17 protein-coding genes are annotated in these 17,513 nt (G+C 44.3%); 8 read left to right on the top strand and 9 right to left on the bottom strand.

Going from position 1 to position 17,513, the window contains the following annotated elements:
* Positions 1-5: 5 nt before the first annotated feature.
* From ACXAGK_RS16495 to purF, 3 genes are all read left to right on the top strand, one after another.
* Positions 6-629 carry an SPOR domain-containing protein gene (locus ACXAGK_RS16495; RefSeq protein ID WP_474857063.1) on the top strand — a complete coding sequence of 208 codons (624 nt, stop codon included), beginning with the start codon at positions 6-8 and terminating at the stop codon, positions 627-629.
* A 158-nt stretch (positions 630-787) separates the two neighbouring features.
* The gene (locus tag ACXAGK_RS16490) at positions 788-1,276 is read left to right on the top strand and encodes a CvpA family protein (protein WP_179983818.1); all 489 of its coding nucleotides are present in this window, start codon (positions 788-790) and stop codon (positions 1,274-1,276) included.
* 14 nt (positions 1,277-1,290) lie between these two features.
* Complete coding sequence (purF, locus tag ACXAGK_RS16485) at positions 1,291-2,814, top strand: amidophosphoribosyltransferase (protein ID WP_474857062.1); 1,524 nt, start codon at positions 1,291-1,293, stop codon at positions 2,812-2,814.
* Positions 2,815-2,899: 85 nt separating this feature from the next.
* Here the strand turns inward: purF and ACXAGK_RS16480 are convergent, their stop codons facing one another.
* Positions 2,900-3,499 carry a Yip1 family protein gene (locus ACXAGK_RS16480; RefSeq protein WP_474857061.1) on the bottom strand — a complete coding sequence of 200 codons (600 nt, stop codon included), beginning with the start codon at positions 3,497-3,499 and terminating at the stop codon, positions 2,900-2,902.
* A gap of 210 nt (positions 3,500-3,709) precedes the next feature.
* Positions 3,710-4,492 (bottom strand): tRNA isopentenyl-2-thiomethyl-A-37 hydroxylase MiaE, encoded by a 783-nt coding sequence (gene miaE / locus ACXAGK_RS16475; protein ID WP_474857060.1) that lies wholly within the window; start codon positions 4,490-4,492, stop codon positions 3,710-3,712.
* A gap of 196 nt (positions 4,493-4,688) precedes the next feature.
* Between miaE and ACXAGK_RS16470 the strand changes: the two genes are divergently transcribed.
* Both ACXAGK_RS16470 and ACXAGK_RS16465 read left to right on the top strand, forming a co-directional pair.
* On the top strand, positions 4,689-5,285 hold the full coding sequence (locus ACXAGK_RS16470; protein ID WP_474857059.1) for an acyl carrier protein phosphodiesterase: 597 nt from the start codon (positions 4,689-4,691) through the stop codon (positions 5,283-5,285).
* Between the two features lie 313 nt (positions 5,286-5,598).
* Positions 5,599-7,110: a S10 family peptidase gene (locus ACXAGK_RS16465; RefSeq protein WP_474857175.1), complete on the top strand. Its 1,512-nt coding sequence runs from the start codon at positions 5,599-5,601 to the stop codon at positions 7,108-7,110.
* A gap of 4 nt (positions 7,111-7,114) precedes the next feature.
* Here the strand turns inward: ACXAGK_RS16465 and ACXAGK_RS16460 are convergent, their stop codons facing one another.
* Positions 7,115-8,047, bottom strand: coding sequence for a LysR family transcriptional regulator (locus tag ACXAGK_RS16460; RefSeq protein WP_474857174.1), 933 nt, complete (start codon positions 8,045-8,047; stop codon positions 7,115-7,117).
* 99 nt (positions 8,048-8,146) lie between these two features.
* Here ACXAGK_RS16460 and ACXAGK_RS16455 point away from each other — a divergent pair, with 99 nt between their 5' ends.
* Positions 8,147-9,160, top strand: a complete 1,014-nt coding sequence (locus ACXAGK_RS16455) for a zinc-binding alcohol dehydrogenase family protein (protein WP_474857058.1) — start codon at positions 8,147-8,149, stop codon at positions 9,158-9,160.
* 119 nt (positions 9,161-9,279) lie between these two features.
* Here the strand turns inward: ACXAGK_RS16455 and ACXAGK_RS16450 are convergent, their stop codons facing one another.
* Positions 9,280-10,269 (bottom strand): YhdH/YhfP family quinone oxidoreductase, encoded by a 990-nt coding sequence (locus ACXAGK_RS16450; protein WP_474857057.1) that lies wholly within the window; start codon positions 10,267-10,269, stop codon positions 9,280-9,282.
* A 174-nt stretch (positions 10,270-10,443) separates the two neighbouring features.
* Here ACXAGK_RS16450 and ACXAGK_RS16445 point away from each other — a divergent pair, with 174 nt between their 5' ends.
* On the top strand, positions 10,444-10,866 hold the full coding sequence (locus ACXAGK_RS16445) for a winged helix-turn-helix transcriptional regulator (RefSeq protein ID WP_474857056.1): 423 nt from the start codon (positions 10,444-10,446) through the stop codon (positions 10,864-10,866).
* A 101-nt stretch (positions 10,867-10,967) separates the two neighbouring features.
* On the opposite strand, the gene gtfA is transcribed toward ACXAGK_RS16445, so the two are convergent.
* The 3 genes from gtfA to ACXAGK_RS16430 form a co-directional block, all read right to left on the bottom strand.
* Entirely contained in the window at positions 10,968-12,464 is a 1,497-nt protein-coding gene (gene gtfA, locus ACXAGK_RS16440) for a sucrose phosphorylase (RefSeq protein ID WP_474857055.1), read from the bottom strand.
* Between the two features lie 383 nt (positions 12,465-12,847).
* Positions 12,848-13,027 carry an oxidoreductase-like domain-containing protein gene (locus ACXAGK_RS16435; RefSeq protein ID WP_020743842.1) on the bottom strand — a complete coding sequence of 60 codons (180 nt, stop codon included), beginning with the start codon at positions 13,025-13,027 and terminating at the stop codon, positions 12,848-12,850.
* Between the two features lie 230 nt (positions 13,028-13,257).
* On the bottom strand, positions 13,258-14,013 hold the full coding sequence (locus ACXAGK_RS16430) for an SDR family NAD(P)-dependent oxidoreductase (protein ID WP_474806080.1): 756 nt from the start codon (positions 14,011-14,013) through the stop codon (positions 13,258-13,260).
* Between the two features lie 110 nt (positions 14,014-14,123).
* On the opposite strand from ACXAGK_RS16430, the gene ACXAGK_RS16425 reads away from it, so the two are divergent.
* Positions 14,124-15,029 carry a LysR family transcriptional regulator gene (locus tag ACXAGK_RS16425; protein WP_474857054.1) on the top strand — a complete coding sequence of 302 codons (906 nt, stop codon included), beginning with the start codon at positions 14,124-14,126 and terminating at the stop codon, positions 15,027-15,029.
* A 41-nt stretch (positions 15,030-15,070) separates the two neighbouring features.
* On the opposite strand, the gene ACXAGK_RS16420 is transcribed toward ACXAGK_RS16425, so the two are convergent.
* Positions 15,071-16,840, bottom strand: coding sequence for a flotillin family protein (locus ACXAGK_RS16420; protein WP_474857053.1), 1,770 nt, complete (start codon positions 16,838-16,840; stop codon positions 15,071-15,073).
* Between the two features lie 18 nt (positions 16,841-16,858).
* Positions 16,859-17,473 (bottom strand): OB-fold-containig protein, encoded by a 615-nt coding sequence (locus tag ACXAGK_RS16415; protein WP_474857052.1) that lies wholly within the window; start codon positions 17,471-17,473, stop codon positions 16,859-16,861.
* Positions 17,474-17,513: the final 40 nt, after the last annotated feature.

Here is a 17,513-nt window from a genome sequence, read left to right as displayed (position 1 = left end):
GCACAGTGACATCGGCATTAAAGAATAGACTGGTGGGGACAATTATTGTTGTCGCCCTAGCGGTTATCTTTTTACCAGACTTTCTTGATGGCAAAAAGCAAACGAACAGAGAGCCCTTTGTCTCTGTTCCAGCTAATCCGCCTAAAAAGCCCATCGTAGAGCCTGAATCTTTCCCATCAGAGCGGGTAGCGAAAGCTGCGGTTCCGGCTGTGGAGATTGAAGATGAAACAGCGTTAGATGAAGAGCAGCTTGCTTCAAGTTCTGGTGATAGCAAAAGTACTGATCAAGCTACTGCTGCTAAGGCGCCAGTGCCAAAAGCATTTGAAGAAGTAGACGAGTTAGCGAGCCAAACGGTTGTTGATACGAAAAGTGCCACTGCCGATGATGACGCAGGCTGGGTTATTCAGCTTGGCAGTTTTCGTCATGAAAAAAACGTAAAGGCATTGTTGGCAAAGCTAGAAAAGGCTGGGTATCGCGCGTTCAGTCGCAAAATTCAAACCAGCTCTGGTCCGCTCAATAAAGTTTTTGTAGGCCCTGATTTAGACAAAAAGAAACTGGAATCGGCACTTCCCCATTTGAAAGAGCTAACGAAACTTAAAGGGAAAGTCACCACGTTCAAAGTTGAGTAGGGCGTATTCTTTCTTTGTTGAACCACGCTTACTGAAAGGAAGTGTCACGGATTGCATTACAGACTAGTAATATTTCTATCTTCTGTTAGAATGCGCGCCATCTCGCCAAAGGCTCGTTGCTTCATCATAAAAAGCAACATCAACGCAATAAAGAGACGATGAACTGGGTAGACTTTTCCATACTGGGTATCATTGCGGTATCTACCTTAATAAGCCTTATTAGAGGGTTTGTTAAAGAAGCCATCTCGTTAGTGGTGTGGTTTGCTGCACTCTTTATTTCAAGTAATTTCTACGCTGACCTTGCCGTTTACTTCACAGCCATTGACGACCCTTATCTGAAAAACGGCGCTGCAATCGCTGCGCTATTTATTACAACGCTCATTCTGGGCGGCATGATCAATTACGTCATAAGCCAATTGGTACAAGCAACGGGGTTGTCTGGCACAGACAGGGCCCTTGGTATAGTTTTTGGTGCTCTGCGTGGCGTGCTGATAGTTAGCGCATTGCTCTTTTTTATGGATACCTTCACCGGCGCCGCTTCCTCTAATTGGTGGCAAGCATCGGTGCTCATTCCAGAGTTTGGTGTCATCATTGAGTGGTTTTTCAGTTATGTGAAAGACTCCTCCAGTTTCTTAAATCCCGCTTGAAATAGGTAACGCACATGTGTGGTATAGTCGGAATAGTTGGTAAAACGCCCGTAGCTCAGTCACTGTACGACGGTCTAACGGTCATTCAACACCGTGGACAGGATGCCGCAGGCATTATGACTATCGACCAAAATATGTTTAATTTGCGTAAGGCAAATGGCTTGGTTCGAGATGTTTTCCATACGCGTCATATGAAAAGGTTATCAGGCAACATGGGTATTGGTCATGTTCGCTATCCAACCGCGGGTACGTCAAGCTCTGCAGAAGCACAGCCTTTTTATGTAAACTCGCCATTTGGTATTGCCTTTGCTCACAACGGTAACTTAACCAACGCCCATGAGTTACAAGAAGAAGTGTTCCGCATAGCACGCCGTCACATTAATACCACTTCAGATTCCGAGCTATTGCTTAACATTCTTGCTCACGAACTACAGCAGGTAGCGGGCTTAAGCGTAAGCGCTGAACACATTTTTGAAGTGGTAACTAAAGTTCATAAGAAAATACGCGGTGCTTATGCTGTAGTTGCAGCCATTATCGGTCAGGGTATTGTGGCTTTTCGTGACCCTCACGGTATTCGTCCGCTTGCGCTTGGTAAGCGTATGAGCGAACTGGGTGAAGAGTGGATGGTAGCCTCTGAAAGCGTTGCACTTGATGCAGTTGGCTTCCAATTTGTTCGCGATGTAATGCCAGGTGAAGCGGTATTCATTACCGAAGAAGGGCAATTGCATACCCGTCAGTGTGCAGAGAACCCGGTAACGTCACCATGTATCTTCGAGTTTGTTTACTTCGCACGCCCCGATAGCTTTATTGATGGCATTTCAGTTTATGCATCACGTGTAAACATGGGCCGTAAGCTAGGCGAAAAAATTAAGCGTGAATGGGCAGATCTTGATATTGACGTAGTTATTCCTATTCCTGAAACGTCGATGGATGTAGCGCTGCAAATTGCGAACACACTTGAACTGCCTTATCGCCAAGGCTTCGTTAAAAACCGCTATATTGGCCGTACTTTTATTATGCCTGGCCAAACCATGCGTAAGAAATCAGTACGTCGTAAGCTAAATGCAATCTCATCTGAGTTCAAAGGTAAGAGTGTATTACTTGTCGATGACTCTATCGTACGCGGGACTACATCAGGCCAAATCATTGAAATGGCCCGTGAGTCGGGTGCGAAGAAAGTGTACTTTGCATCAGCAGCACCAGAAATTCGCTTCCCGAATGTATACGGTATTGATATGCCATCGGCGAATGAACTGATTGCATATGGTCGTGAAATCGATCAGATTGCAGAGCTTATTCAAGCAGACGGTCTTATCTTCCAAGACATTTCTGACTTGGTTGAAGCCGTACGCGAAGAGAATGAAACGATTCAGCGCTTTGAAACATCAGTATTTGACGGTAACTATATCACTGCTGATATTAATCAAGAGTATCTTGAGCGCATTGATATGTCACGGGGTGAGGCAGCAAGAAAAGCACCTGTGGTGCAAGCTGAATTGAGTAACCTTGATGTACATAACATTGATGCCGCTGATTAGCATCTTTGAAATATGCTGATAGTTAACGAGAAAAGCCGCTTTTAAAGCGGCTTTTCATTATCCTATTTTGTGTTGAGTTAGGGCGTTAGTGCACGAACACTGGCCCGCCAGTTAATCCCCACACTAATACCGAGCCTGTCATTAGAATAACCAGTAAAACCAGCCCGCATGTGACTACCGAGCTTGAGTAAATAAAGCCTTTGTCTTCTGGCATATGCATCAAAATAGGTACGCCGGAATAGAGTAGGTAAACTGAGTAGCTAATACCCACTAGCAGTGCCGTCATCACTACCCAAAGTTCAGGATAAAGACCGGCAAAGCCAACCATGAACAATGGTGTTGCCGTATAGGCCGCAAGTTCTAGTGACTGGGTATACGTAGGTTTTGCATCGAACGCTTTAGCCAACTCATGAATTAACACCGCCAGCGCTACAACACCGGCAATTAAGCCAAAATACATGCCGATACCCATCATAATGGCGGTATTTTCACTTAGTCGTATTACGTCTCCTGCGCCAATACTCCACCCAGTATGCGCACTAGAATAGTAGGCTACGAGGGAAGGGATAAGTGCAATAAAAGCAATGTGGGTAAGCGCGTAAAAATAGGTTTCGTGTTTGGTATCAATGGTTTGCCATTCTTCTCTTGGATGAGTGTAAATACCAATTAGATGATTCAAAATCATAAAGTCCTGCCTTATTCACCAACGTTATTATTTTAAAAAATATTGTTGTGGGGCAGGGTAAACACACGGACAAACCGTAAAACCAGGAAAACACGAACACGACGCAAGGCGTCAAACACTGCCATTAACAATATGTTTACAATCTGAGTGTGCAGCAGAAAAGCAAAGCCGTCAATATAAATTGATTAATTTATAAACGGGTGCGTAGCGTTAACTGAAGCGAGGTGCGCCTGAGTGGAAACGCAGTTCCTTGTCGTCATTTTCAATAAGTGATTTTTCAACGCTTCCGAAGTGAGCAACGCGCTCTGAAATATCGGTTTTGGCGATTTGCCCTGCGAGGGTAAGGTAATCTTCAAAGTGTCTGGCCTCAGAGCGCAACAGCGACACATAGAACTTGCCTAAATCTTCGGAAACATACGGCGCAAGTTTGGCAAAACGCTCGCATGAGCGGGCTTCAATATAAGCACCACAAATAAGCTTATCAACCAGCTTTTCAGGCTCGTAGGTGCGCACGTGACGTAACAACCCATTCGCATAACGGCTTGATGTCACTGACTTATATTCAAAGCCTAACTCGTGCATAATTTCGAGTACTTGATAGAAATGATGAAGCTCTTCTTTAATCAGCATCACCATCTTATCTAGCATGTCTTTTTTGAACGGATCTAAACCTTCAACATTAAACACGCTTTTAGACAGGTGCTTAGTATTTAGTGATTGCCAATCGCCCTCATGGCGGTAGGTGAAATCTTCATAGGGCTTCAGCCAGCCAAGCAATACTTTACTAGTTTCCTCATCAGCCACATAGCGACGAAGCAGGTACATAGCCGATTGTGCTGCTTTAAGCTCGCAAATTAAGTGATCGGTAAGGATAACCCGAAGGTTTTCTTCTTTCTGCGCTTCATCAATCCACGCCTGTGGCGTCTCGCAATGTAAAAAATCATTGACGGGTGACAGGAGAGACGTGACTTCAGAGGAAGATATTACAGACATGTTGAAACTCGGTTTTAAGTGCTACGAATTTTCAGTTACATTTGAATTTGTCATACTTTCAACGGTAGTGTCGGCAAGGCAGCTGTCTGCGCTGTAGACTGAGGCTATCCAAATTCGATGCTTCTGAACTGAGCGTCAATTTTACTTGATACCCGCAAGCCGTTACAACTTAAAATCGAGGCCATTAAATTACAAAATGAATTACCTTGCCCATCTTTTTTTAGCACGCCCTACTGCAGACTCCCACTTTGGTAATTTACTTGGCGATTTCAGGCGTGGCGTTGATATAAGCACATATGGAAAAGCAGTACAGCTAGGTCTTAAAAACCACTACGAAGTAGATAAGTTTACGGATAGTCACGACAGTGTTTTGGCTGCAAAAAAACTGTTTGATAAAAAACGCAGGCGTTTTGCGCCCGTGGCACTAGATATCTACTTCGATCATTTGCTGATAAAGCACTGGTCGACGTTCACGTCGCAAAGCTTTAGCGAATTTCGAGAGCAAAGCTTTTCCTTGCTAGAGCAGAGGCTGCCCAGTATGCCAAGAGCAATGCAGCATAGCGTAGGGCACATGATAACCCACGATTGGTTTGAAGATTATGCTAAAGAAGAGGGCATTGCTAAGGCCATTTCTGTTGTTGCAAAACGAATTCGGTTTGCGAACACTTTTCATCACACGGTAGATGACATAAGTGCGAATAAAAAGGAAATAGAAGCGAGATTTTTAACATTTTTCCCGGACCTCATCGCTCATATAAAGGACAGGGGGCCTGAAAATATAAATGACGGTTAGCCACGTTAACAGAAACGTATCGAAGAAATTGGTAGTTCTATCGTTGATTGCTAAGCTCACTTATTAACAGCGATATAGTCTCAATATGGTGCAATGAAGGTCTGTTTGGAAAACAGGTTGGCTTGCGCTCAACTAATTAAAAAACCAAAAACTAACGACACACAAAAGAAGAAAAATGAAAAATAATCTTACATCAAATAGAAATACAAGAAGCCTGCTATTTAGTCAGGTTAATTCAAAAAACAAATCACAGGTAGACCATGTACTAGTGTCTAAGAGATGCCACCGTCTATCAGCATGGCTAACGGCGGTGATGATTGCTTTTGTTAGTTTGACAGTCAGTGCTTCTGCCCAAGAGGAAAGCTCGGCCTCTCACGCTCGTGCGATTAAAATTGATAGTAGTGTAGTAACAGAGCATGAAACCAAAATTCTTGGCAAGCGCGTAAAGTACAGCGCGACAACAGGTACTCAGCCGGTTTGGAACAGTAAAGACGAAGCGGTCGCCACTTTGTTTTATACGTATTATCAGCGCACTGACGTAAAAGAGAATGTCGAGCGCCCGCTTATTATTTCTTTTAACGGAGGCCCGGGCTCTGCATCAGTGTGGATGCATGTAGCTTACACAGGCCCTCGCATTCTTAATATTGACGATGAGGGCTACCCGGTTCAGCCCTATGGTGTTCAAACGAATCCTTACTCCATTTTGGATGTGGCTGATATTGTATTTGTTAACCCTGTGAATACGGGGTACAGCCGTGTGCTGCCTAAAGCTGACGGCAGCATGCCATCGCAGGATGAACAGCAGAAAATGTTCTTTGGCGTTAACGCGGATATTAGCTATTTGGCCGACTGGGTGAATACCTTTGTAACACGCAATAATCGCTGGCGTTCGCCTAAGTATCTTATTGGTGAAAGTTACGGTACAACACGGGTTTCGGGCCTAGCATTAGAACTTCAAAATCGCCAGTGGATGTATTTAAACGGCGTCGTTTTGGTGTCACCAACGGATATTGGCATTGAGCGCAACGGGCCAGTAAAGGCCGCCAATCGCCTGCCTTATTTTGCCGCTGCAGCCTGGTATCACAATAAACTTGAACCAGAACTGCAAAATAAAGACCTTACTGAACTATTACCCGAAGTCGAAAACTTCACTATCAACACATTGATTCCAGCACTCGCTAAAGGTGGCTTTATTAGTGATACAGAAAAGCGTGATGTACTAAAACAAATGGCACGCTATTCGGGTTTAAGCGAGGCGTCTATTGCGCAAAACAACCTAGATGTAAGCACCGCTTTCTTTTGGAAAGACTTATTGCGAGATGAAGGGAAAACCTTAGGCCGTTTAGATAGTCGCTATTTGGGTATAGACGCTAAGCAAAGTGGCGATCGCCCTGACTATTGGGCTGAACTGACCTCATGGCTTCACTCATTCACGCCTGCTATTAATTACTATTTGCGTGAAGAGTTAAATTACAAAACCGATATTAAATACAACATGTTTGGAAACGTGCACCCCTGGGATAGAAGTAACAACAAAACGGGGGAGAACTTGCGATTAGCCATGGCGCAAAATCCATATCTAAACGTGATGATTCAAGCTGGCTATTACGACGGTGCCACGAACTACTTCGATGCTAAATATACTATGTGGCAGCTAGATCAAAGTGGCACGCTAAAAGACCGTTTAAGCTTCAAAGGATATCGCAGCGGACACATGATGTACCTGCGTCGCGATGACTTGAAACAGTCTAACCAAGACTTACGTGAATTCATTAACGCAAGCACACCGAGCAAAGGTGCACCTGCCATGTATCACCGAAAGTAAACAGCTAATCGCAGTGTGTAATCAGCGCACCTGCTTTTTTGAGCTGCGTTAAATATTCAGCGCAGCGCTCTTTTAGCATATCTCTTAATAGCCTAACCGCTGGTGTAATAGACTGGCGGCTTGGGCATATTAGCCAAAGTTGCGTGGGTTTGGGTTGGTAGTCTGGCAACAAAGTCACAAGCCGACCATTTATGATGTCGTCGCAGATATCTAAACTTGATTTAACGGCGACTCCTTTCCCTGCTACAGCCCATCTTCTGACCATTTCACCGTCATTAGCTGTCCTGATGCCCTGCATTTTTACCTTTATCGGTTTATCGTCGTGTACGAATTCCCATTCGTTATAAACTTTATCGTGCAGCTGATAAAAAAGCCCGCTGTGTGCTTGTAAGTCATCAAACTCTTCAGGCGCACCGTAGGTGTTGATATAAGATGGAGAAGCAACAAGTAAGCGTGGAACGTCACAGATTTTAAAGCCATAGACGCTGGCATCGTCAGGCGAACCATAACGTAAAGCTAAGTCGATTGGGTCGCGATAGAAGTCGATATTACTGTCATTCAAATTGAGCTTAACGCTTATTTTCTCATGCTCTTCCATAAAATCATCAAGCCAAGGCGCAATCACATTGCGCCCCAAATCAGACGATAAACCTAACCTTAGTTCACCTTCAATAACGCCGGTATCACCTTTCAAGTTCTGCTTGGCGGTTGTCAGCATTGACATTGCTTGCTCACAAGTGGGAAGGAAACGTTCACCTGCAGAAGAAAGCCTAAGCGATCGTGTTGTGCGAACAAACAATTCAGCGCCAAGTGCTTGCTCAACGCGTTTAACCGCAGCACTTGCCGTTGCTGTTCGCATATTCAAATGGGTTGCTGCTGCAGTAATGTTTCTAAATTCAGCAACTTTTATTACTACATTCAAGTCATCGAGAAGCATAATATTCAAAAACTATTTGATAATGTTTCTTGTATTGTGATGTTTATCTAAATTTAATCAAGAGTATGATGAACATATTGTCTAAAGGAGAAACGAATTATGAAAGCTATTGGCTATACCCACTCACTTGATATTAATGAGCCTAATGCGTTAATAGACTTGGAAATTGATAAGCCAAGTGCATCGGGTCGTGATCTACTAGTTAAGATAAGCGCCATAGCGGTTAACCCTGTCGACTACAAAATTCGTCAGCGAGTCAATCCAGAGGGTGGCGAACCTAAAATACTTGGCTGGGATGCAGTAGGCGAGGTGGTTGATATTGGCTCTGATGTCACCGAATTTGCAGTTGGTGATAGAGTTTACTATGCCGGCGATTTAACGCGAGCTGGTTCAAACGCAGAGTTTCAGTTGGTAGACGAACGTATTGCCGGTAAAGCGCCTAAGTCATTATCTGACAGCGACGCAGCAGCGCTTCCGCTTACAACGATTACTGCTTATGAGTTGTTGTTCGATCACCTCGAACTGAAACAGCAAAGTGAAAAAAGCGAAGAAGTGGTACTCGTTGTAGGCGCTGCAGGAGGTGTAGGCTCCATAATGTTACAGCTTCTCAAAACGCTAACGGGGGCCACGGTTATTGCTACCGCATCGCGTGAAAGCTCTAAACAATGGGTGCAGGAATTAGGTGCCGATTACGTGGTCGACCACAGTAAACCCATGGCTGAGCAAATTAAAGGGCTAAACATTGGTGAAGTGACACATGTGGCCAGTTTAAATAATACTCACCAATACATCGATACTTATGTAGAGGTGATGAAACCGAAAGGTAAGCTTGCATTAATTGATGATCCAGAAAGTTTGGATGTAGCAAAGCTTAAACAAAAGAGCCTGTCACTACACTGGGAATTCATGTTTACCCGTTCTATGTTTGAAACTGATGATATGGCAGAACAAAGTCGTCTACTTACTCACGTAGCGGGCCTTATCGATGAGGGTAAAATTAAGACTACTGTAGGCAAACACTTGGGGAAAATTAATGCTGCCAACCTAATAGAGGCGCACAAAACTCTGGAAGAAGGCCGCGCAATTGGCAAATTAGTACTAGAAGCGTTTTAAGATAATGCCAATACCATGGCTCTTACCGAGAGCCATGAGTGTTAGTGTCGAGATAGGGCAAAAGCATTGGCTTCAGCCCTTTTTCTGTGTTTTTATAAGCGCTCTTACGCTCAAAAAGGTTAAAGCTTAACTAATGTTCTGCCCGATAATTCGCCTTTCAAAATAGCATCTATTTTATGGCTAACGTCATCTAGCGACACTTCTTCAGTTAAGTCGTCAAGACATTCTAATTTCCATTCACTGGCTAATTTATCCCAAAGTCTCAATCTAGGCGGCATTGGACATTGTACTGAGTCGATACCTAGCAAAGACACGCCGCGTAAGATAAAAGGAAATACACTTACATTAAGATCGGCAGAAGCAGTCAGCCCACAACATGTTACCGAACCACTATATTGGGTTGCCTTAATAGCCTGCGCTAAATATTCGCCGCCTACGGTATCAACAGCACCCGCGTATTGTTCTTTTAACATAGGGCGCTCTTTACTTTCCAACAGCTCATCGCGAGTTATTACTTTGCTTGCGCCGAGGTTTTTTAAGAATGACTCATGTTCTTTTTTGCCAGTACATGCCACTACAGAAAAGCCAGCTTTGGCAAGCAGTGCAACTGCCACAGACCCAACGCCACCCGTGGCGCCTGTTACCAAGATATCACCTTTATCAGGCGTTATGCCGTGTTCAACTAACCCTTGTACTGACAGCCCAGCTGTAAATCCAGCAGTGCCAATAACCATAGACTCTCTTAACGTAAGGCCATCTGGCTTAGGTACCGCCCATTCACTAGGTATCCGGATGTACTCGCCAAAGCCGCCTGGGGTATTCATGCCCAAATCATAACCTGTAATGATAACCTCATCGCCTTCTTTAAACCGGCCGTCATCACATGACACCACTGTACCTGCTGCATCTATGCCTGGGGTGTGGGGAAAATTTCTACTAACACCAGGGTTACCTGTTGCAGACAAGGCATCTTTATAGTTGAGTGATGAATACTCTACCTTGATGAGAAGAGTGCCGTCTGGCAAATCATTTAGTGAGCGCTCTGTGATGCCACGAGTGAATGATTTGTCTTCCTGTTTTTCTACAAGTAAAGCCTTAAACGATGTCATACCTGTCTCCGTTGGTCGAAAATTTACGCTACCCATTGTGACGATATATAAACTTTGCGCAAGTATGCACTTTTTAGTAGGGTAGTACCCAAAAAGATACTATTGGACTTTCCCGTAAAAAGCTTTAAAGGCTTAGACGCAAATTATCGCGAGAACGCCAGTTTCGGAGGAAAAATGACAGCAAGTTTAAAATCCATGGACAGTACCGCAGAAAGTGGTACTGCAGGCTCAAAGAGTACAGATCAGAATATCGAGAAAACGGGCGGAACAGTCAGTGAGCCGAAGCAATATATTTGTGGTGTCGCGGTATCGTTAGAAATTATTGGCGGTAAGTGGAAAGGGGTGATTCTTTGGCATCTTTGCCATAAAACTCTTCGCTTTAGTCAATTAAGACGAAGGCTGCAGGGTGTGACGCAGAAAATGCTGACACAGCAACTTAGAGAGTTAGAGCGAGACGGGCTGGTAAATAGAAAAGTGTATGCCGAAGTTCCACCGCGGGTGGAGTACTCGCTAACCGCGTTAGGTCGCACATTAGAGCCAACCCTGCGTCAACTATGCGATTGGGGAAGAGCGTATAACGACGAATATAATTCGTAAGGAACATCAATCTCCTTAACATTAACAAAAAAGCGAGCACTGATAAGAGACACTCTCAATGCTCGCTTTCAACGTATGAGTGAGAGTGTCTATCTCGCGGCTTAGGCTAATAACGCGCCTATAGAAAGCGTATTTTCTTCGCCACTGCTAACCGTGTTGATAGCTGCGTCCATTGCAGCGAAATCGACGGTTAACGATGCTGCATCACCTTCATTGCTCCATGACATTACTAAAGTGCTATCCGCATACGTAACGTCAAAAGCTCCGTCAAAGGCTTTGTTTTCGTTTCTAAGCTTGATGAGCTGCATTAAGCCTTTAACTACCGGCTTTTTAACTGCCTCTTCGACCATCGCGGTAGACAAATAAGGGCGGTTAATGTCACGACCTACGTTGGTGTTGGCAAGTAACTCCATATCATTATGGGCCGCAAGTAAGCCGCCGTAATAAACTTGAGGAATACCCGGGCTAAAGAACTGAATAGCACGAGCGACCAAATAGGCGAAATCATCCTTACCTAGTGCATCGTAGTATGTGCAGTTAACCTGATATAAGTCTACGTTATTCGCTGCGGCGCCTGTGGCTTTTTTAGATTCACCGTTAGAGTTCACGTGTATCTGTTCAACAAGCGCGTTGATCGCGTCTGCATTAAGTAAGCCAGGCTTGTCACCACTTGCGCCCACATCGACAATTCCAATACCATCGTGGGTATCAAGTACGGTAAAGCAGTTTCGTGGTGAAATTGACAGCCAGTGTGCCAATGCCTCTGCGTTTTTGGTAAACAAGGTGTGCAGTACAAGTGGCGGTAACGCAAAGTCATAAACACTGTCGCAACGCGCCGCAATATCAATTTGAGTTTGATAATGGCTGTGTATTTCAACCAAACACTGCATACCCATGCCGCGAGCGCGGTTAGAAAGCTCTTCAATAAACTCAAAGGTTTCTTCAAGCATAAAGCAGTTCGAGCCTGCGCGTTTTATGGCGTAGCCTGCTGCGTCAAGGCGTATAAGGTCAACATTACTCTCAGTAAACGACTGAAGAATAGACGATAGATAGTCTTTGCCCAGCTCTGACTCTACATCTATATCGATTTGATTAGAGGTAAAGGTTGTCCAGAACGGTACCGTTTCTGGTTTACCAGTTTCTGTGCCTACTTCATAATCACTAAAAAATGGCGTTGGGCGAGGACGGAATACCTGTGCTATTTGTTCGTCGATTTGCGCTGGGTCATTACCCTTAAAAATGTCTTCTTTAGTTAAAAACAGTGGCCAATAGGTAGATTCGCGCCCGTTTGCTAGCACGTCTTTAAATGCTTCACTTTGCCCTGACATATGGTTAACAATAAGGTCGGCCATAATATCTACAGACTCACCCAGCTTTCTAACGCTGTTCCAATCGCCCAAGCGCTCATCCACTGACGTGTGGTCAATAGGGTCAAAACCTGCGTCTTCACCATCGTAAGGATAGTAGAAAGGAAGGATGTGAACACCGGTGAACAGGCCATTCAATGGACCTTCAAGTAAGCTTGTCAGACTCTCGATGTTGCCATCGCCTAGTCGATCTGCATAGGTGATTAATTGAACGCCATTGCGTATAGACATGATAATTCTCCAAAATTCAGCATGCGCTGGCTCGTACTGCTTTTCGTTTCGCGAGCACACATTACTACAGATTAAGCACTACCAGTCTGATAGGTTCACAATTGACCATGTAACAGGTTTAGCTTAATTCTTAATCTTTTACCGTGGTCTTATTCAATTTGTTTGAGGTACGCGGTAAAGGATGACCTTAATCGATTAAGTAAAATAGCAGTGCATGAGCAGTTTGTAAATGAGAAGTTTCAAAATGAGGCCTGGTAAGAGGCTGTGCTGTTACTTTGTTAACGCACTTTTGCGAAAACTCAACGTACTGAAGGAAGGTTTAAAGTGAAATGGTTCAGCATATAGTGCTTGGGTATATAACAGTTTAAATTTTTTATCGAAAGTTAGTCTCGCGTTCTAACGTGCAATTTTTCCTTGTTGTTTTGCTGTTCAAATTCTCGCTTCGCTTCTTTCCACTTAGCGAGCTTCTCATAGTATACGTCCCAAATACATGGGCAACATGAACCGCCGCCACAACAGTCGTCTCTTAATGGTTTTTCCGGCTCTTCAGGTAGTGACTTCATAGCACTTATCCTCGATCTCGTTCCTTGAAAATAACTCAATCTCAAATAATACGTTCAAGGTTCAACAACATCCTCTCGCCTAAACGTAATCTTTAAGCACAAGTGATAAAACTTTGACTGTATATCTTACCCCTTACGATACGCCTTTGCAGCTCGAAAGGTTCCAAAGGCGTTCAATCTATTTTCGTTAACAAGCAAAAGCTGACATTAACGCCATAATTTGCAAGATGTTACAGCTTCATACCACCAGATGCCTCAATCCTATGGCCGTTAACCCAATAGCAATCATCACTCAATAGCGCAGCCATAACGCCACCTATATCTTCGGGTTTGCCAACTCGGCCCAAAGCCGTCTGAGAGGCTATAGCATTATTGACTTCGCTATTATCACGAATATAGCCTCCGCCAAAGTCCGTTTCAACGGCACCCGGTGCAAGAGTATTCACTCTAATATTGCGATTTCCTAGCTCCGCTGCCAAATAGCGAGTCATTACTTCAACAGCACCTTTAGCCATTCCATAGGCGCTGTTTCCGGGTAAGCAAAATCTTGCCAAGCCAGAGGAGATATTCAATATTGCGCCGCCATCCTCAATAATAGGTAACAGTGTCTGGGTTAAAAAATAAGGACCTTTCACATGCATATCAAATAGCGTATCGAACTGTTTAATGCTGGTTGCTGCAAAGGAAGCATTTAGGCCAATGCCGGCGTTATTTATCAGGTAGGTAATAGCCTGCTTTCCAAATTGGCTCTTCAGTACTTGTTTAAGCGTAATCAGAAATTCGGGAAAAGAATAATGCGAGTCAGCAGTGTTAAGGGGCAGGGCACTGGCCTTTCTTCCATAGCTTTGAATTTCTTTAACTACCTCATCTGCCGCTGCTTGATTAGTGTTATACGTGATAACGACATCTACCCCTTCTTTCGCCAGTGCTAATGCGCCAGCGCGCCCAAGACCTCGACTTCCACCTGTTATTAATGCAATCGCCATTGTCATCTCTCTGTCGGTTAATTTGCATACGAGTATATCGACCTAAATTGGTATGAAAAACTTGCCTAAAGCGATAACATTGTTTTTATTTGGTGAACAATAGGGAAGTAATGGACAGGTTCGAAATGCTTACCCGGTTCGTGGAAACTGCGAGATTAGGAAGCTTCAGTGCGGCGGCTGCACTACTCGGTCTGCCTAAATCAAGCATTTCCCAAGCGGTAACAAAGCTCGAAAAGCAGTTGGGCACACGTCTTTTTAACCGAAGTACGCGAAGCGTTTCTCTCACCTCTGATGGAGAAACATTTCTGCCACAAAGTATTGCCTTACTAAGTGAATGGGATGCCCTGCAATCACAATTCATATCGTCACCAGACAATGTGAGTGGCGAGCTTCGTATCGACATGCCTAGTCGATTTGCAACCAACATTCTGCTTCCCATGTTAGGAGAGTTTATCTCTGCTTACCCGAAAATTACGTTGCGAGTAAGCAGCGTCGATCGCAAAGTTGATCTTATTAAAGAAGGGTTTGATTGTGTTATAAGGGTTGGTGCATTAACGGATAGCAATTTGATTGCCCGCCGCCTTTTAACTTATCCAATTTATAACTGTGTAAGCCCTGATTATGCGTCGAAGTGGGGCATACCGCAGTCGCTGTCAGATTTAGGTAATCATAAGCTCATTGATTATTCTCACTCGCTAAGCCATAAAGCACCGGAGTTTGAATATATGAAAGATGGAAGGCGCCATGCCGTTGAAATGCAAAGCTTACTAAGTGTTAATAGTACTCAAGCCTATTTCACGGCTTGTGTAAGTGGGTTAGGTATCGCGCAAATTCCAAGCGTGGGCGTTGAGTCTGACCTGAAAGAAGGAAAATTAATTCGCGTGCTTCCTAGATACGAAGCGGAGTCGATGCCGGTTAACCTCCTTTATCCCTCTAGAAGGCAAATGCCCCTTAGGTTAAAAGTATTTTCTGAATGGTTAATTGAGAAGCTAGGTCAAAAAAGCCCTGTTAAATAACAGGGCCTAGCTTTTTTAGTTCACTATTTTACTAGTAACCGTTAATCAATAGGTTGGCCGTCCTGTGCTGTATGGCCATTTAGGTTTTCTGGTGCAGCCACAACCGGCTTAGGCTTAACTGCGCCTGCTTTAGCCAAGATATCGCTGTTTCCGGTAACCAAATCTGCTAACGAGCCTTTATCTGCATCGACTAAACCCACTTCACGCAGCATGGAGTCGACCAGTGGGGCGTTAGCACGGTAATTTAGCGCTGCCTGCGTTACTTGCTCAGCCAAACCGTTGCCTGAGGTTGCAACGGTATGCTCACCTTTTGCACCGCTACCTTGACCGTATCCCTGAAGAATTTTAATACCTTCAATGTTTTCAAGGGGCTTAACCGCTTGCTCAACAAGTTCAGGTAATATCTTAAGCATCGCAAGGGCTTTTTGTAGCTCAATTTGTTCGGTCTTAAGCGTATTCTCAGCTTCGTAAAGAGCTTGTTTACCTTGCGCTTCAACGGCAAGCACTTTCTCGTCCGCGTCGGCTTGCAGCATTTTAGCATCGGCTGCAGCTTTGGCTTCCGTAAGAATTGCAGCAGCAGAGTTTTCAGCCGCTTCTTTCTTAGCCTGTGCTTCAACAGTTATACCTACAGCTTCTCGCTCCGCCTCTTTGCGAGCATCAATAACTTCAATTTGCTTCTTACGCTCAGCTTCTGCTACCGATTTAGCGGTAAGTACTGCTTCTTCTTTTTCCACCTTTTGCTTTTCAGCTTCTGCAGCTTTAGCGCGTGCAGCAGACTCTTCTTCCGACTTGGTAGCAACAGCAATTTGCTTCACTTGCTCTGAAACTTCAACTTCTTGCTGCTGGCGAATGCGCGCTTGTTCTAACGCCTGGCGTTTGGCGATTTCTTGGGTCTCTATCTCACGAGATTTCTCAATTTCTGCCGCTTCGATAGCACGGTTTTTAGCAATTTCAGCCTCGCGCTCTTCACGTTCTTTCATTTCTCGTTGCTTAGCAATTTCAGCTTTTTGCTCTTGGCGTTTAAAAGCAAGTACCTGCTCTTGTGCAAGGCGAGCTTCTTCTTCATCGCGTTTTACGTCTAACGATTGCTTCTCGGCAGCTAGGTTACGCTGCTCAATGAAAATACGGTTTTCTTGTTGAATATCGTTCGTTTCTTTGCGCTTTTCTTCAATGATTTTTGTCAATCGAGCGCGCCCTTCAGCATCGAATGCATTGTTTTCATTGAAAAACTGAAGGTCTGTCTGATCGAACCCGGTTAAGCTTACCGATTCAAGTTCTAAACCATTCTTCTCAAGGTCGTTAGCCACACTCTGCTGAACTTTCTGTACAAAATCAGCGCGCTGCTCGTGCATTTCCGTCATGCTCATTTCAGCAGCTACGGCACGTAGCACGTCAACAAACTTCGACTCCATTAATTTTTTAACTTCTTCAGCGCGTGTTGTGCGAGTACCTAGCGTTTGCGCGGCCATTGAAATGCCGTTGGCATTCGGCGCTACACGCAAATAGAAGTCGGCTTTTACGTCTACACGCATGCGGTCTTTAGTGATTAGCGCGTCTTTCTGTATTTTCTCTACTTCGATACGAAGGGTATTCATGTTCACAGGAATAATTTCGTGAACAACAGGCAGAACCAAAGCGCCACCGTCTTTAATGACTTTCTCACCGCCTAAACCGGTTCTTACGAACGCAGTTTCTTTCGTTGCGCGGGTGTAGAGTTTGGCAAAAATAAGGCCAATAACGATAAGCCCTACAACAATAGCACCGGCAATAAAGAGTATTGACGGCAAGCTAGATGGTTGAATTGTATCCATACTTTTATCTCTTTTAAGTTATAAGTAGCGGGTTGCTAACCAGCTGTGTTGGTTTTTCTGAACTAAAATGACGCGCTCTCCCTGTGCGAACAATTCTTCATCTTCGAATGGTTCAACTAACACAAAATGAGGCTGAGAATAATGGTCGGTAAATTTTGCTTCGGCAGGATTTCCACGGCTTGCTTTACCAATCGTGATTTCCGCCACGGACCCGATAAAGTCTTCGCTATTGACCGCACTGGACTCGACACTTGGTAATACACCGGCGATAATTTTTACGGTTTTGGCAGTAACGAACAGACCAACAATGAGGGCGAGAGGAACAGAGATAGCCGCAGGCAAAGTAATTTTAAATATGCTGGCTGTTAAGCCGTTTAGCATTAGGCCTGCAAGCCCAAATAAAGTGAGCAATACAACTAGGTATATAAGGAAGGGGACTTTATTTATATTTAGCCAGTTTGCTAACGACGTACTTAAAAAGCCTTCGCCATCGACTTCAGCAAAATCGTCGCCCAGCCCCAAAAAGCTCGCACCGAAAATGGTACTTATTAGTTCTAATATGAAAACAAAGAATACGGCTATAAGCGCAATGCTAAACCAGAAATTTGCAGGGGAAAGAAGAACATCTGTCATTTACACCGTCCATGATGACTAACTTGCTTTTATTCTTTAT

The organism is Alteromonas sp. ABM1_013 (assembly GCF_056160505.1).
The sequence above is the reverse complement of the archived record's forward strand: the minus strand, read 5'-3'. Positions and strand labels throughout refer to the sequence as shown.

Coding starts and splice junctions, on each gene's coding strand:
- ACXAGK_RS16490 (WP_179983818.1), top strand. CDS start 788: ATGAACTGGGTAGACTTTTCCATACTGGGTATCATTGCGGTATCTACC.
- purF (WP_474857062.1), top strand. CDS start 1,291: ATGTGTGGTATAGTCGGAATAGTTGGTAAAACGCCCGTAGCTCAGTCA.
- ACXAGK_RS16480 (WP_474857061.1), bottom strand. CDS start 3,499: ATGATTTTGAATCATCTAATTGGTATTTACACTCATCCAAGAGAAGAA.
- miaE (WP_474857060.1), bottom strand. CDS start 4,492: ATGTCTGTAATATCTTCCTCTGAAGTCACGTCTCTCCTGTCACCCGTC.
- ACXAGK_RS16470 (WP_474857059.1), top strand. CDS start 4,689: ATGAATTACCTTGCCCATCTTTTTTTAGCACGCCCTACTGCAGACTCC.
- ACXAGK_RS16465 (WP_474857175.1), top strand. CDS start 5,599: ATGATTGCTTTTGTTAGTTTGACAGTCAGTGCTTCTGCCCAAGAGGAA.
- ACXAGK_RS16460 (WP_474857174.1), bottom strand. CDS start 8,047: ATGCTTCTCGATGACTTGAATGTAGTAATAAAAGTTGCTGAATTTAGA.
- ACXAGK_RS16455 (WP_474857058.1), top strand. CDS start 8,147: ATGAAAGCTATTGGCTATACCCACTCACTTGATATTAATGAGCCTAAT.
- ACXAGK_RS16450 (WP_474857057.1), bottom strand. CDS start 10,269: ATGACATCGTTTAAGGCTTTACTTGTAGAAAAACAGGAAGACAAATCA.
- ACXAGK_RS16445 (WP_474857056.1), top strand. CDS start 10,444: ATGACAGCAAGTTTAAAATCCATGGACAGTACCGCAGAAAGTGGTACT.
- gtfA (WP_474857055.1), bottom strand. CDS start 12,464: ATGTCTATACGCAATGGCGTTCAATTAATCACCTATGCAGATCGACTA.
- ACXAGK_RS16435 (WP_020743842.1), bottom strand. CDS start 13,027: ATGAAGTCACTACCTGAAGAGCCGGAAAAACCATTAAGAGACGACTGT.
- ACXAGK_RS16430 (WP_474806080.1), bottom strand. CDS start 14,013: ATGGCGATTGCATTAATAACAGGTGGAAGTCGAGGTCTTGGGCGCGCT.
- ACXAGK_RS16425 (WP_474857054.1), top strand. CDS start 14,124: ATGGACAGGTTCGAAATGCTTACCCGGTTCGTGGAAACTGCGAGATTA.
- ACXAGK_RS16420 (WP_474857053.1), bottom strand. CDS start 16,840: ATGGATACAATTCAACCATCTAGCTTGCCGTCAATACTCTTTATTGCC.
- ACXAGK_RS16415 (WP_474857052.1), bottom strand. CDS start 17,473: ATGACAGATGTTCTTCTTTCCCCTGCAAATTTCTGGTTTAGCATTGCG.